13 protein-coding genes are annotated in these 15400 nt (G+C 38.4%); 1 reads left to right on the top strand and 12 read right to left on the bottom strand.

What is annotated here, in order from left to right:
• Window positions 1-505: 505 nt before the first annotated feature.
• The 12 genes from deoC to gpr all read right to left on the bottom strand — a co-directional run bounded on the left by deoC (window position 506) and on the right by gpr (window position 14900).
• Window positions 506-1171 carry a deoxyribose-phosphate aldolase gene (gene deoC, locus WAZ07_RS02675; protein ID WP_090916700.1) on the bottom strand — a complete coding sequence of 222 codons (666 nt, stop codon included), beginning with the start codon at window positions 1169-1171 and terminating at the stop codon, window positions 506-508.
• Between the two features lie 165 nt (window positions 1172-1336).
• Window positions 1337-2689, bottom strand: coding sequence for a tRNA (N(6)-L-threonylcarbamoyladenosine(37)-C(2))-methylthiotransferase MtaB (gene mtaB, locus WAZ07_RS02670; RefSeq protein ID WP_336471209.1), 1353 nt, complete (start codon window positions 2687-2689; stop codon window positions 1337-1339).
• A gap of 5 nt (window positions 2690-2694) precedes the next feature.
• Window positions 2695-3444 (bottom strand): 16S rRNA (uracil(1498)-N(3))-methyltransferase, encoded by a 750-nt coding sequence (locus WAZ07_RS02665; RefSeq protein WP_336471208.1) that lies wholly within the window; start codon window positions 3442-3444, stop codon window positions 2695-2697.
• 162 nt (window positions 3445-3606) lie between these two features.
• Entirely contained in the window at window positions 3607-4545 is a 939-nt protein-coding gene (prmA, locus tag WAZ07_RS02660; RefSeq protein ID WP_336471207.1) for a 50S ribosomal protein L11 methyltransferase, read from the bottom strand.
• A gap of 28 nt (window positions 4546-4573) precedes the next feature.
• Window positions 4574-5677, bottom strand: coding sequence for a molecular chaperone DnaJ (gene dnaJ, locus WAZ07_RS02655; RefSeq protein WP_336471206.1), 1104 nt, complete (start codon window positions 5675-5677; stop codon window positions 4574-4576).
• Between the two features lie 215 nt (window positions 5678-5892).
• A complete protein-coding gene (dnaK, locus tag WAZ07_RS02650; protein ID WP_336471205.1) occupies window positions 5893-7728 on the bottom strand; it encodes a chaperone protein DnaK in 1836 nt (611 codons plus the stop codon).
• 25 nt (window positions 7729-7753) lie between these two features.
• The gene (gene grpE / locus WAZ07_RS02645; RefSeq protein ID WP_336471204.1) at window positions 7754-8320 is read right to left on the bottom strand and encodes a nucleotide exchange factor GrpE; all 567 of its coding nucleotides are present in this window, start codon (window positions 8318-8320) and stop codon (window positions 7754-7756) included.
• Between the two features lie 123 nt (window positions 8321-8443).
• Complete coding sequence (gene hrcA, locus WAZ07_RS02640; RefSeq protein ID WP_336471203.1) at window positions 8444-9475, bottom strand: heat-inducible transcriptional repressor HrcA; 1032 nt, start codon at window positions 9473-9475, stop codon at window positions 8444-8446.
• A gap of 543 nt (window positions 9476-10018) precedes the next feature.
• A complete protein-coding gene (gene hemW, locus WAZ07_RS02635) occupies window positions 10019-11158 on the bottom strand; it encodes a radical SAM family heme chaperone HemW (RefSeq protein ID WP_336471202.1) in 1140 nt (379 codons plus the stop codon).
• 241 nt (window positions 11159-11399) lie between these two features.
• Window positions 11400-13223, bottom strand: a complete 1824-nt coding sequence (gene lepA, locus WAZ07_RS02630) for an elongation factor 4 (protein ID WP_336471201.1) — start codon at window positions 13221-13223, stop codon at window positions 11400-11402.
• A gap of 210 nt (window positions 13224-13433) precedes the next feature.
• Window positions 13434-13775, bottom strand: a complete 342-nt coding sequence (locus WAZ07_RS02625) for a DUF3679 domain-containing protein (RefSeq protein WP_336471200.1) — start codon at window positions 13773-13775, stop codon at window positions 13434-13436.
• A 21-nt stretch (window positions 13776-13796) separates the two neighbouring features.
• Complete coding sequence (gene gpr / locus WAZ07_RS02620) at window positions 13797-14900, bottom strand: GPR endopeptidase (RefSeq protein WP_336471199.1); 1104 nt, start codon at window positions 14898-14900, stop codon at window positions 13797-13799.
• A gap of 182 nt (window positions 14901-15082) precedes the next feature.
• Here gpr and rpsT point away from each other — a divergent pair, with 182 nt between their 5' ends.
• A complete protein-coding gene (gene rpsT, locus WAZ07_RS02615) occupies window positions 15083-15340 on the top strand; it encodes a 30S ribosomal protein S20 (protein ID WP_020062230.1) in 258 nt (85 codons plus the stop codon).
• Window positions 15341-15400 lie beyond the last annotated feature (60 nt).

Raw genomic sequence — 15400 nt, 5'->3', positions numbered from 1 at the left:
TTTACGATTATAATACATTTTATACTTTTTGGTCAACTATCTGATAAAAGAAAAGAAGAGTACTTGCTCTTCTTTTTTCATGAAACGCACATTTTCGATATATATTTCTATATCAATTCAACATGATTCTATCCAAATGTTCACTTCTGCTTTGTCACCCTTTAAGTACTGCACCGTAACCTGCCAAACGAGATCAAAAGCGCCTCTACGTCAAGGGCTCCAACGCCTTCATGTTCTAAACGAGTCGGCTTCCGCTTTTATTTTATCCAGCTACAACCGCTAGAACAATCGATCGTTTCACTCTTTCCTACGAGGCAAATAACGCCTCTACGTCAAGGGCTCCAGCGCCCTCATGTTCTAAACGAGCGGCTTCCGCTTTTATTTTTATCCAGCTACACCTCCTAGTCCCTCACGTCTAAGAACCTTCCACGCGAGAAGGTAAAGAACACCTTCTGCGTGAAAGAACCTTAGCCGACGAGACTGAACAGTCGGCTCCGCTTTTAAATTAATAATCAGTTGTTGCTGTTTTTCCGCTTATTAATGCTACGCCAGAGCTTGTTCCGATACGTGTTGCACCTGCTTCTACCATTGCATCCATGCCTTTTTCGTCACGAACACCGCCTGATGCTTTTACACCGATATTTGGTCCTACTGTTTTTCTCATCAACGCAACATCTTCTACTGTTGCACCACCTGTTGAAAATCCTGTTGATGTTTTTACAAAATGGGCGCCTGCTTTTACAGACAATTCACAAGCACGAACTTTTTCTTCTTCTGTAAGTAAGCATGTTTCAATAATTACTTTTACAAGCGCTTTTTCTTTTGCAGCCTCTACAACAGCGCGAATATCACGCTCTACTAACGCATCGTTTTTATCTTGTAAAGCTCCGATGTTAATTACCATATCAACCTCTGTTGCACCTTTTGCAATCGCATCTGTTGTTTCAAATGCTTTTGTTTCTGGTGTATTTGCTCCAAGAGGGAAACCAATTACTGTACAAACTTTTACATCTGTTCCTTTTAACAGTTCCGCTGCCGTTTCAACCCATGTTGGATTTACACATACAGAAGCAAAATCATGTTGTTTTGCCTCTTCACATAAAGTCACGATTGCCTCTTTTTTTGTATCTGGTTTTAATGCTGTATGATCAATTAATTTTGCATAGTTCATATTAAATTTACCCCTTCCTCAACTTATACTTAGTGAATTCGTTGCTCACAAGTTGTCTGACAACCTTAATCTTCAGCATTATATCATAAAGTATAGCGGTTTCATATTTTAACTTCTCCAGCAAATAAAAAAGCATACAAACAAAACCGTTTGCATGCTTTTCTGTTACGCACTTGCTGATTCTTTTGGAGATGCATCTTCTAGCACACGAACAAATTGTGCTTCATTGTAAGGATAACCAGCTTTCGTAATTTTTACTTTAATTAATTTACCGATTAATTCTTCAGAGCCTTCAAAGACAACTTTTAAGTAATTATCCGTGTAGCCTACATATAATCCTTCACGACCAGCTTCTTTAAATGGTTCTTCCGGAATAATTTCAAGCACTTCACCCTCAAACTGAGATGCATATTCTTTCGCTAATTGATCAGATAATGCAATCAAGCGGTGTACACGCTCGTTCTTGATTTCTTCTAGCACTTGATCCTCCATACGTGCTGCTGGTGTCCCCGTACGTTTTGAATACGGGAATACATGAAGTTCAGAGAAACGATTATTTTTGATGAAATTGAACGTTTCCATAAATTCTTCTTCTGTTTCACCTGGGAAACCAACGATAACATCAGATGTAATTGCAAGTCCTGGCAGCGCTTCTTTTAAGCGGTCTAAACGCTCTTGGAAAAACTCCATTGTATATTTACGACGCATACGTTTCAATACTGTATTAGATCCAGATTGAAGCGGTATGTGTAAATGACGGACAACAACTTTAGAATCACGCAGTACTTCAATCACTTCATCTGTAATTTGACTTGCCTCAATAGAAGAAATACGAAGACGTTTTAAACCTGTTACTTGCGCTTCCATATCACGAAGTAATCCCGCTAAGTTATAATCTTTCATATCTTCACCGTATCCACCTGTATGAATACCTGTTAAAACAATTTCTTTATAACCAGCATCTACTAATTGCTGCGCTTGGCGAATGACTTCTTTCCCATCACGAGAACGCATTAAACCACGAGCCCACGGAATAATACAGAACGTACAGAAGTTGTTACATCCTTCTTGAATTTTTAAAGATGCACGCGTACGATCTGTAAAATATGGTACGTCTAACTCTTCGTATACACGTGTTTTCATAATGTTACGTACAGCATTAATCGGCTGACGTTCATTACGGTATTCTTCAATATAGCCAAGCATTTTCTCACGATCTTGCGTTCCGACTACAATATCTACACCTGGAATTGCCATAATTTCCGCTGGAGATGTTTGTGCATAACATCCCGTTACACAAATTACCGCATCAGGATTTTGACGAACGGCACGACGAATAACTTGACGACTTTTTTTATCCCCTGTATTTGTTACTGTACATGTATTAATTACATACACATCAGCTGTTTTTTCAAATTCAGTTCGTTCATAACCACCCTGTTTAAACAGTTGCCAAATTGCTTCTGTCTCGTAGTGGTTTACTTTACAACCTAACGTATGAAACGCAACAGTTGCCATATAACTCACCCCATTAATTCAAAATGATAAGAAGCGGCACTTAGCGCGTATAAAGGCGCCGTTTCTGTCCGCAATATTCTTGGTCCTAAACTACAAGGTACAAAGGCATACTCAGAAAGAGAAGATACTTCTTCTTCCGTTAAACCACCTTCTGGCCCAAATACAATGAGCACCTTTTGTCCTGGCCTTAATTTTGTTAAAGCCTTAGCGAAATTTGATTTTTCACCTTGTTTCGCTTCCTCTTCATACGCAACGAGACAGTTATCATAATCTTTGCTCATCGCGAGAAGCTCTTTAAAAGAAACAGGCGCATACACAGTCGGAATCTCACTGCGATGAGACTGCTCAGCTGCCTCTTTGACAATTTTATTAAAACGCTCTACTTTTTTCCCAGCTTTTTTCGCATCCCATTTCACAATAGATCGAGATGCTTGGAACGGTAAAAAGCCTGCTGCTCCAAGCTCAGTTCCTTTTTGTAAAATCAACTCAAGCTTATCACCTTTAGGCAATCCGCTTGCAATTGTCACAAAAACAGGTAGCTCAGTTGACATCTCTACCCATTCTACAATAGTCGCATTTACAAATTCATTGGTAATTTCAGCAATTGTACAAATTGCCGTCTTCCCATTTGTACAACAATAAATTTGATCACCAGGCGTCATACGCATTACTCTTCCGATGTGATGCACATCATCTCCTACAATACGAATCGCCATTTCATTTACATTTTGTTCTTCTACAAAATAACGTTGCATTCTATCACCTTAGTAAAGTTTGGCTCTTTTCGTAAACGAGTGCTTACGAAAAGAGCCAAACGGTATGATTTGTATGAAACAAACGGTAAGTCCCTCGCTACTTTCAACGAGAGACTTTCCGCTTACCTTTCCCTGAAAACACTTGATTAAGGAAACTTTATCTTACCCTCTACGCGCAATAATTGCTACCCAATCTTCCATTGTTAACACTTCTTCTACTGTAAAACCAGCATCTACTAACGCTTCTGTTACCACTTTTTCTTTTGCAGCAATAATACCAGATGTAATGAACAATCCACCTTGTTTTACAACTTTCGCTGCGTCTTCTGGGAATAGTAAAATAATTTCCGCTAGTAAATTTGCGACAATTAAATCAACAGGCCCTTCAATGCCCTCTAGTAAGCTGTTTTGTCCAACAGTTACAACATGTTCTGTATGATTTAATCGTACATTCATTTCCGCACTTTCTACTGCAACCGGATCTAAATCGTATGCTTGAATAGAAGCAGCACCTAATTTAGCCGCTGCAATACTTAATACACCAGAACCCGTTCCAACGTCAATGACAGTATCTCCTGGCTGGACAGTTTTCTCTAAAGCACGGATGCACATCGTTGTTGTCGGATGCGTTCCCGTACCAAATGCCATTCCTGGATCTAATTCAATAATTTTTTCTTCAGGTGAGGAAGGAGTATACTCTTCCCATGTTGGCACAATTGTAAATGTATCAGAAATTTTCACCGGATGGTAATATTTTTTCCAAGCAGTTGCCCAATCCTCTTCATCTACTTCATTAACAGATACAGTCGCTGCTCCAATCTCGATTCCATAAGAAGGTAATAGATCAATGGACGACTTTACATTTGTAATTGTTTCTTGTAAAGCATCATTCTTTGGGAAATACGCTTTTACAAGCACACCTTCTGCTGGATATTCAGCTGGATTTAATGCATAAATCTCGCCAAATTGTTGTTCACGCTCTTTCGTTAATTCAGCAGGATCTTCAATCGCAACGCCACTTGCACCTGCTTCGTGTAAAATATGCGAGATTGCTTCTACTGCTTCCTCTGTTGTATGAATACTAATTTCTGACCATTTCACAATTTACCAACTCCATCTTTTATTTCCATTATTCCCCTTTAAAAGCTCTCTTAAGCTTTCCAAATAGGCTATCATCATGATCTTCTTGACCTGCAAATTCTCTTAATAAATCTTTTTGGTGCGATGTTAATTTCGTTGGCGTAACAACACGTACTACTACGTATTGATCACCTTGCCCATATCCACGTACGTTTGGCGCACCCTTTCCTTTTAAACGGAATTCTGTTCCTGTTTGTGTTCCTGCTGGAATTTTTAATTTTACTTTCCCCTGCACTGTCGGAACTTCCACTTCATCCCCAAGCGCTACTTGTGCGAATGTTAATGGCATTTCGCAAATAATATCATCACCTTCGCGATGGAAGAATTCATGATCTTTCACACGAACTACTACATATAAGTCTCCTGCCGGGCCGCCGTTAATACCAGCTTCTCCCTTACCAGTAACGCGAATTTGTTGACCGTTATCAATACCCGCTGGAATTTTAACATTAATTTTTTTGCGCTTACGTACTTTTCCAGATCCATGACATGTTGTACATTTCTCTTTAATAATTTGGCCTGTTCCAGAGCATTGTCTACAAGCTTGACGATTCACAATGCGACCAAATGGTGTGTTTTGCTCCACGCTAACTTGACCTGTTCCAGAACAATGTGAACATGTTTCCTTTGAAGTTCCAGGTTTTGCTCCGCTACCGCTACATGTATTACAAGGATCTTCAGCTGGAATTTCAATATCCATCTCTTTACCAGAAATTGCCTCTTCAAAATTTAAAGAAACTTGATATTGAAGGTCTGCCCCTTGACGCGGTGCATTTGGATCACGACGTCTACCGCCTCCACCACCAAAGAATGAACTGAAAATGTCTTCAAAGCCAAAGCCTCCACCGAAGTCGCCTCCGCCAAAACCTTGATTTGGATCAGCATGACCAAATTGATCGTACTGCGCACGTTTTGAATCATCACTTAATACTTCGTATGCTTCTTGCACTTCTTTAAATTTTTCAATTGCATTTTCTTCAGTACTTACATCTGGATGATACTTTTTCGCCAAACGACGATATGCTTTTTTAATCTCATCTTTTGAAGCACCCTTGCTAACGCCAAGCACCTCATAGTAATCTCGTTTATTCATAAGTTTGTACCCCCCGAATCCTTTCACATAAACGTAATTTTAACATCGAAAGAAAGTGCTTTGCAACACTGTTTCCTCACTTACAGTATGCAAAAAGAAAAAGATTGGACTCTCACACAAAAGACTCCATGTATACCCAGTCTTTTCTTCACTCGTGAAAAAAGCCAAAGCCAAGGCACGCTTGACTTTGACTTTTTGTCATCTTACTTATTTGATTATTTATCTTCTTTTACTTCTTCAAACTCAGCATCTACTACATTATCGTTTTTTGCGCCTGCATTTCCTTGTGCGCCTTCTGCTTGCTGTGCTCCTGCAGCAGCTTGAGCTTGTTCATATAATTTTACAGTTAATTGTTGTACGATTTCTTGAAGTGCATCTTTTTTCGCACGGATTTCATCAAGATCATTTTTCTCGATTGCCGCTTGTAATGCATCTTTTGCTTCTGTTGCTTTCGCTACTTCAGCTGCATCTACTTTGCCTTCTAAGTCTTTTACAACTTTATCTGTTTGGAATACAAGTTGATCCGCTTCGTTACGAAGTTCAACTTCTTCTTTACGTTTTTGGTCAGCATCAGCATTTGCTTCCGCTTCTTTTACCATACGATCTACTTCCTCATCAGAAAGACCTGAAGAAGATTGGATTGTAATTGTTTGTTCTTTACTTGTTCCTAAATCTTTCGCACGTACGTTTACGATACCGTTCGCATCAATATCGAATGTTACTTCGATTTGCGGAATGCCGCGTGGTGCTGGCGGAATGTCTGTTAATTGGAAACGACCTAACGTTTTGTTATCCGCTGCCATTGGACGCTCACCTTGTAGTACATGAATGTCTACTGCCGGTTGGTTATCAGCAGCTGTTGAGAACACTTGTGATTTACTTGTTGGGATTGTTGTGTTACGCTCAATTAATTTTGTAAACACGCCGCCCATTGTTTCAATACCTAAAGAAAGCGGAGTTACGTCTAATAATAGAACGCCTTTTACGTCACCAGTAAGTACACCACCCTGTACTGCAGCACCTAATGCTACAACTTCATCAGGGTTAACACCTTTATATGGTTCTTTACCCGTTTCACGTTTAATTGCTTCTTGTACAGCTGGGATACGAGTAGAACCACCAACAAGAATAACTTTATCCAATTCACTTGGAGAAAGACCAGCATCTTTTAACGCACGACGAGTTGGTTCTAATGTTCTTTCAACAAGGTTAGCTGAAAGCTCTTCGAATTTCGCTCTTGTTAAAGTTAATTCTAAGTGTAATGGACCAGCAGCTCCAGCACTAATGAATGGTAATGAAATTTGTGTTTGCGTTACACCAGAAAGATCTTTTTTCGCTTTTTCAGCTGCATCTTTCAAACGTTGAAGTGCCATTTTATCTTGGCTTAAATCAATGTTATTTTCTTTTTTGAATTCAGCTACTAAATGATCAATGATCACTTGGTCAAAGTCGTCACCACCAAGACGGTTGTCACCAGCAGTTGAAATAACTTCAAATGTTCCATCTGCTAATTCAAGGATAGATACGTCAAACGTACCGCCGCCTAAGTCATATACTAAGATTTTTTGTTCTTCGTCTTGTTTTTCTAAACCGTAAGCAAGCGCTGCTGCTGTTGGTTCGTTAATAATACGTTCTACTTCTAAACCAGCAATGCGGCCTGCATCTTTTGTTGCTTGGCGTTCTGCATCGTTGAAGTATGCTGGTACTGTGATAACAGCTTTTGTTACTGTTTCACCTAAGTACGCTTCAGCAGAAGCTTTTAAGTTTTGTAAAATGATTGCAGAAATTTCTTGAGGTGTGTAGTTTTTACCTTCAACTTCTACTTTGTAGTCTGTACCCATATGACGTTTAACAGACATGATTGTATTTGGGTTCGTAATTGCTTGACGCTTCGCTACTTCCCCTACTTGACGCTCTTCATTTTTGAAAGCTACAACAGAAGGAGTTGTACGGTTACCTTCTGGATTTGGAATAACTTTTGGCTCTCCGCCTTCCATAACAGCTACACAAGAGTTTGTTGTACCTAAGTCAATACCGATAATTTTACTCATGACTAAACCTCCTACATTTATGTAATTATTGATTTACTTTTACCATTGATGGTCGAATCACACGATCTTTTAGCTTATAGCCTTTTTGGAATTCTTCCACAACCGCATTTGATTCAAATTCACTGTCTTCTACTTGCATAACAGCTTGATGTTCATGCGGATCAAACTGATTTCCAACAGCTTCAATCGCTTCAACACCTTCTTTTGCTAATGCTTCTTGCAACTGACGATATACCATTTCCATCCCTTGTAATAAGGATTTCATCTGCTCATCATTTGCTTCTACTTGCATTGCTCTTTCAAAGTTATCAAGAGCCGGCAAAATATCTGACACAAGGCTTTGTGATCTATATTTTTCAGCCGCTTGCTTCTCTAGTTGAACGCGGCGCTTATAGTTTTCAAAATCAGCTTGTAGACGAAGCATGCGACCTTCCGTTTCCGTCAATTTCGCTTGTAATTCATCTACTTTTTCTTGTAAAAGAGCAGCTTCACTTTTTTCTTCAACAGTTTCTTCGCTATTTTCTGGTGCTACAGCTTCTTCTGTTTGCGCTTCTTTTACTTCTTCTATCACTTGTTCATTACGCTCTTCCACAACTTTCACCTCCTTAAAAAGGCAGGGCAGGCACAACTCCGCACGAACCCAGCTATCTATTTTTTTATATTCAACTAATCATCAGTAGCGGAATCTATCTCCGCCACAAATGAAAGTTTCTTATTATTTCGGTTTATACAAACCGTTCAGTCCATCTGTAAATTGTTTTGTAAACAATTGCAACAAACTAATGACACGAGAATATTGCATTCTTGTTGGTCCTAAAATCGCAATTGTTCCAAGCTGCTCATCTCCAATCGAGTATGTCGCAGAAATCAAACTACAATTTTCCATTACAGCAGAAGAATTCTCACGGCCAATTTTCACTTGAATGCCAATTTGTTTACTCTTTAAGATGTCATAAAAGGCATCTTCATTTTCAATCATATTAAATAATGATCGGACCTTTTGAATATCATGGAATTCTGGCTGCGCAAGCATATTTGTTTTTCCACCAAAATATATTTTTTCAGATAATGGAAATTGAAATGTACCATCTAACATTTTCATAACACTATCATAATTATGAACGTACTGACGCAAAACCATTACAATTTCTTTAAAGATTTTATTATGCAGTTCTGACACCGGTACACCAGACAACTTGTCATTCAAAATGTTAACCATTTTTTCCAAATCTTGCAAATCAACAGATTCCGGAACTGTGATTGTTTTACTTTGCACATGTCCTGTATCAGTTACAATAATTGCAACCGCTGTTTGATGACCGAGTGGAAGAATTTGTACATTTCTCAGCTTATTCGCACTTACTTTTGGCCCAAGAACAATTGCCGTATAATTCGTGAGTTCTGATAAAATTTGCGCGGATTGCTGCGCAAGCTTTTCTGCTTCAAAAACTCTTTGAGCGAACAAGTCTTTAATTTGTACAACATCCTCACTTGGCAAATGTTGCGGTGCAAGAAGATGATCTACATAAAAGCGATACCCTTTTTCAGAAGGAACGCGCCCTGAAGAACTATGTGTTTTTTCAATAAATCCAAATTCTTCTAAGTCAGCCATTTCATTTCGAATTGTTGCTGAGCTAAATGTAATTTCTTCTTTCTTAGCTAATGTTCTTGATCCAACAGGTTGTGCTGATCCGATAAAATCGTCAATTATCGCCTGTAAAATTAAGAGCTGACGTTCCGTAAGCATTTCATCATCACCTCTGTTAGCACTCTTATGTTTCGAGTGCTAAATCTATTACTAACTTACCAAAATTGATATTGAATTGTCAACGGAAACGTGATGAGATAAAGTGAAACTTTTAGCTGAACGGGTTTTTTCTGCTAATTAGTTGAACCAATCGGGCTCTTACAGACAGTTTCCCTTCTTGAGTCATCTTCATATACTGTCTGTTTGAGCGGGATAAAGTGAAACTTTTAGCTGAACGGGTTTTTCCTGCTAATTAGCCCTGCCAATCAGGCTCTTACAGACGGTTCTTCTTCTCAATTCACCTTTCTGCACCTACTGTTATTTATTCATTTTATTTTTCTGACATATAAGTTGCTGCTATACAAAATACAATATGACCTCTACTTGCGTTCTCCTTCTGTTTTAAACCTTGCATATGATAGGAAAAGGCCCTGACCGTTTCTATGCGCGGCTAGATGCTCTCGCCCCCCCTAAAAAAGAAAGGGGTTTTTCTGTCGGTTTTTAATTTATATAGAACGGGATACAGTAAAATTTCATATTAGGTTAATCCACTAAAAATGATTGAAAGACTTCATTTCCTAATAACTTCCCTTTTCTTGTTAAACAGACATGATTATTTGTTTCTTGCAGCAATTCATGTTCTTTATTATGATGTAATTGTTTCGCAAAGATGTCGTTCATCTCTACGCCGAATTTTTTGCTAAATTCTATTTTTGAAACACCTGCTGTTTTTCGAAGCCCTAAAAATAACTCTTCTTCCATTTTTTCTTGCCCTGTTACTGTATGAACATCTAAATACGGCAAACCTGCCTCATCGATTTTCGCGAAATATTGTTTTAATGGACCCACATTTTGAATTCGCTCACCCTTTACATAACTATGAGCGCCAGCTCCGAAACCATAGTATTCTTCATTATTCCAGTATGTGAGGTTATGTCTACTTTCATAGCCTTCTTTCGAAAAATTACTAATTTCATACTGCTGGTAACCATGCTTTTCCATCTCATCCATCACAATTTCATACATCTTTGCTTCATGGTCTTCTCCTGGAAGTCTCAGTTTTCCTTTATTCATTAAATTATAAAAGACCGTTTTCGGTTCAACAATTAAAGAATACGCAGAGAAATGTTGAACTCCAAGTGTAAACGCAATATCTAACGTTTCTCTTACATCCTCTATCGTTTGCCTCGGCAGTGCATAAATTAAATCAACATTAATATTTGTAAAACCAACTTCCTGCGCCTCCCGAATCGCTACGAATGCATCTTCTCTCGTATGTCTGCGCCCAATCTTTTCTAGCAATTCATCGCGAAACGTTTGAACACCAAAACTAATCCGGTTTACACCGCCTTCTAATAAAAGATTTAATTTTTCTTTAGGTAAATCTCCAGGATTCGCTTCAAAAGTTAGTTCACAATTTGGCGCAAACGGACGTAAACGACGATTAATAATATCTAGCAATTGCTTTGTCTGTTCCATATTTAACGCTGTTGGCGTTCCTCCACCAACAAAAATCGTTTTCATTTCTTTAAAAGGCGTTTTGTTGATTGTATTCGCAATTTCTTTCTCTAAATATTGCAAGTACTGTTCAACTGGCTGACGTTCAATAAACACTTTATTAAAATCACAATAGTGACAAATATGCTGACAAAACGGAATATGAATATATGCAGCTTGTATCAAGTTCTGCTCCTACCTTTCTAAAAAGAAAACCTCCGCATTTCGGAGGTTTATTTACTTCTGTAATCCTATGCGAACTTTCTCTATTCGCATTCTTCCCCAAATAACTTTTCTCCTTACAATCAAAAGCTTCACCACTATTGTAAAGGAGAGATACAAAGATGTCTAAATATTAACCGAAACTTTAAATACTTTGGTTTTTGCTTCCTAAATAAAAAGAAGCCGTTTGTACGGCTTCTTTTTATTAGTTATCATCCATTTTCAGTACAGCCATGAATGCTTCTTGCGGTACTTCTACAGAACCAACAGACTTCATACGCTTCTTACCTTCTTTTTGTTTTTCAAGAAGTTTACGTTTACGCGAAATGTCACCGCCGTAACATTTTGCTAATACGTTTTTACGCATCGCTTTAATTGTAGAACGCGCCACAACTTTATTTCCAATTGTCGCTTGTATAGGCACTTCAAACTGCTGTCTTGGAATTAACTCTTTTAATTTTTCTACAATTACTTTTCCGCGGTCATATGCTGAGTCACGATGCACAATGAAAGATAGCGCATCGACTTGCTCACCATTCAATAAAATATCCATCTTCACAAGCTTAGACGGTTTATAACCAATTAGCTCGTAATCAAACGATGCATATCCTTTCGTATTCGACTTCAATTGATCAAAGAAGTCATATACGATTTCAGACAATGGAATTTCGTATGTCAAAGTAACGCGCGTTTCATCTAAATATTGCATATCAATAAATGTTCCGCGTTTTCCTTGGCAAATTTCCATAACTGCGCCAACATAATCGTTTGGAACCATAATAGATGCTTTTACATAAGGTTCTTCCACACGATCAATAGATTGTGGATCCGGCATGTTAGATGGGTTATCAACTATCATGTCTTCACCGTTTGTTAAATATACTTTATAAATAACACTTGGTGCTGTTGTAATTAAATCAATTTTAAATTCGCGCTCAATACGTTCTTGAATGATTTCCATATGAAGTAATCCTAAGAATCCACAGCGGAAACCAAATCCAAGTGCTTGAGACGTTTCTGGTTCAAATTCAAGAGCAGAATCATTTAATTCTAGCTTTTCTAATGCATCACGTAAATCATTATAGCGTGCAGAATCGATTGGATATAAACCACAGAATACCATTGGATTTAATTTACGATATCCTGGTAAAGGTTCTGCCGCTGGACGTTTTGCATGTGTAATCGTATCACCTACACGCGTATCACCTACGTTTTTAATAGATGCTGCCAAGAATCCTACATCACCTACTGTTAACTCTTGACGTTGCGTTGTTTTCGGTGTAAATACACCCACTTCTGTTACTTCAAACTCTTTACCCGTTGCCATCATACGTACTTTATCGCCAACTTTTACTGTACCGTTTACGACACGAATATATGCGATTACACCGCGGTACGGATCGTATAAGGAATCGAAGATCATACATTGTAATGGTTCTTCCGAATCACCTGCTGGAGCTGGTACTTTCTCAACGATTTGCTCTAAAATCTCTTCAATACCAATGCCTGCTTTTGCAGAAGCAAGAACAGCTTCAGATGCATCTAATCCAATTACATCTTCTACCTCTTGGCGAACACGCTCTGGGTCAGCGCTTGGCAAGTCGATTTTGTTAATAACCGGTAAAATCTCTAAGTTGTTATCAAGTGCTAAATATACGTTTGCTAATGTTTGCGCCTCAATCCCTTGCGCCGCATCTACAACAAGTATCGCACCTTCACAAGCCGCTAAACTACGAGATACTTCATACGTAAAATCGACGTGTCCTGGTGTATCAATTAAGTGAAGAATATATTCTTCTCCGTCTTTCGCTTTATACGTTAATTGTACTGCATTTAATTTAATTGTAATCCCGCGCTCACGCTCTAAATCCATGGAGTCAAGCAACTGTGCTTTCATCTCGCGTTGTGTTAACGCATTTGTTTTCTCCAAAATACGGTCTGCCAACGTTGACTTCCCGTGATCAATGTGAGCAATAATGGAAAAGTTACGAATTTTAGACTGCCTTTTTGCTCTTTCTTCTTTGTTCATCTATTTATCACTCCTATTAATCTCGCCAATATACACTAGCACTGATTATATCAATACAAGGAAAAAGATTCAATGAAAACTGGTGTTACGTTATAAGCAAGTACTCTTACTTTTATCATATGCAATTCGTAAACAATAGACAAACCTTTCCTAAAAATACAATAAGCTATCCTACTCGTACGTAGGATAGCCCTTTTTTTACACTTTACATTAATGAAATGCACCTTTTATTTTATCAACAATGGTATATGTTATGCTGCGAGTGACATTTTGCACCAAAGAAGCCAAACCTTTCCCCACACTCTCAAATATATTAAAGCTTTTTAATTCTTCTAGTTGTTTTTGTTTTTCTTCAATGGAAAATGCATTTCCAATAATTGTTTTTTCTATCTCTCCGTAGTTTGTTCCTGTTATGTGAGCAATTTGCTCATATGTCGGATCGTTATAGCCTTTCATTCGTTTCAATCCGCTATTGGCAACTTGTATACCCGCTAACGTTATAAGAAATGCACTAACAACGACAATGATGCATTTGCGTGTAAACTGCTCCACTTCTTATTTCTCCTTTTCCAATCAATGCGTATATGCCCCTGTGTTGTCTTGATCAACTTGATGATGAAGAGCTGCGTTCAAACCACTCGCAATTAGATTCGCCATATCTTCAATAAACGCATCCACTTCTTTAGGTGTTACCATTAAATTATGTCCTAGCGGCGCTAGCACTTCATAAATTAACTTTCTCTTCTCTTCTTCTTCAAGCGTACCAACAACTCCCAAAAACATATTGCGGCTTTTTTCATCCGGCATATCTTCTTCTGTTAACTTCTTCTTCTCTCCAAATGTAAAACCAGCTGGAAGTAAAGAACGAGCTGGTTTTCCCCCTTCACGTATCTCACGTCCAAAATGCTTTAAAATATAATCAATTGTATCACTTGTAATCGAAACCGCATCTACAACAGTCGGAACACCAATTGCAATCACCGGTATACCTAGCGTATCTTTACTCAATTCTTTTCGTTTATTCCCAACACCAGAACCAGGGTGAATACCAGTATCCGAAATTTGGATGGTACTATTTACTCGTTCAATAGAACGAGCAGCAAGCGCATCAATCGCAATTACAAAGTCTGGTTTTGTCTTTTCAATGACACCATAAATCATATCGCTCGTTTCAATCCCTGTAATTCCCATAACCCCCGGTCGAATTGCACTGACAGGCCGAAACCCTTCCTCAACACTTTCCGGCTGCAGCTTAAACAAATGGCGCGTAACAAGGACATTCTCTACAACAATTGGCCCTAAGGCATCCGGCGTTACATTCCAATTACCAAGACCAACAATTAAGCAACTCGCTTCTTCACTTATGCCAATTTCTTTTAGAAAGTGCGCAAATTCCTTTGCAAAAATCCCTTCTACTTTTTGTTGCAATGCGGTATCTTGCTGACGAATTCCTTGTACTTCTAAAGTTAAATAATTTCCAGGTTTCTTTCCCATCGCCGGAGCGGCACTTTCATCAATCGTCACCTTTGTAATTGTAATCCCTTCTTCTTCGCGCTCTTTTACAATTACACCTTGAATAGCAGTTTTTTCTTCTTGCTTCTCTTGCAGCATTTGGTGAGCTTCTAATGCAAGATCTGTTCGAATCCCGTATTTACTTAAATCAAGCGGTTCGCTCATACAATCTCCTCCACTATTTATAATCAATATTCATTAGAATTCCCCAATTTATTTTCAGACATTCTTTTCCTATATTGAAATTTCATCGTTCTCACTATTGCAATTCTCTTCTTCGTTTGATAGAATATCACTTGTTCTATGTAAGAATCGAGTCACTCGATCGCACCAGGGAGGTGAAATATATGGCAAACATTAAATCTGCTATCAAACGCGCTAAACTTAGCGAAGAGCGTCGTGCACATAACGCTTCTATCAAGTCTGACATGCGTACAGCTGTTAAAACTGTAGAGGCTTTAGTTAACAATAACGATCTTGAAACAGCAAAAGAAGCATACAAAGTAGCTTCTAAAAAACTTGACAAAGCAGCTCGTAAAGGTCTTATCCACCAAAACGTTGCATCTCGTCAAAAATCTCGCTTAGCGAAACAAGTAAACGCGTAAGGCGTTTAAAAACGATCCGTATGGGTCGTTTTTTATTTACAAAAAAATGTTCATGTAGTT

The organism is Bacillus bruguierae, from assembly GCF_037104725.1.
GTDB classification, from domain to species: domain Bacteria; phylum Bacillota; class Bacilli; order Bacillales; family Bacillaceae_G; genus Bacillus_A; species Bacillus_A bruguierae.
Note: the sequence above shows the minus strand (reverse complement) of the source record. Positions and strands in the feature narration are given on the sequence as shown.

Bases quoted from the DNA above. Each gene is read 5' to 3' on its own strand.
- deoC (WP_090916700.1), bottom strand. From the start codon at position 1,171: ATGAACTATGCAAAATTAATTGATCATACAGCATTAAAACCAGATACA.
- mtaB (WP_336471209.1), bottom strand. From the start codon at position 2,689: ATGGCAACTGTTGCGTTTCATACGTTAGGTTGTAAAGTAAACCACTAC.
- WAZ07_RS02665 (WP_336471208.1), bottom strand. From the start codon at position 3,444: ATGCAACGTTATTTTGTAGAAGAACAAAATGTAAATGAAATGGCGATT.
- dnaJ (WP_336471206.1), bottom strand. From the start codon at position 5,677: ATGAATAAACGAGATTACTATGAGGTGCTTGGCGTTAGCAAGGGTGCT.
- dnaK (WP_336471205.1), bottom strand. From the start codon at position 7,728: ATGAGTAAAATTATCGGTATTGACTTAGGTACAACAAACTCTTGTGTA.
- hrcA (WP_336471203.1), bottom strand. From the start codon at position 9,475: ATGCTTACGGAACGTCAGCTCTTAATTTTACAGGCGATAATTGACGAT.
- lepA (WP_336471201.1), bottom strand. From the start codon at position 13,223: ATGAACAAAGAAGAAAGAGCAAAAAGGCAGTCTAAAATTCGTAACTTT.
- gpr (WP_336471199.1), bottom strand. From the start codon at position 14,900: ATGAGCGAACCGCTTGATTTAAGTAAATACGGGATTCGAACAGATCTT.
- rpsT (WP_020062230.1), top strand. From the start codon at position 15,083: ATGGCAAACATTAAATCTGCTATCAAACGCGCTAAACTTAGCGAAGAG.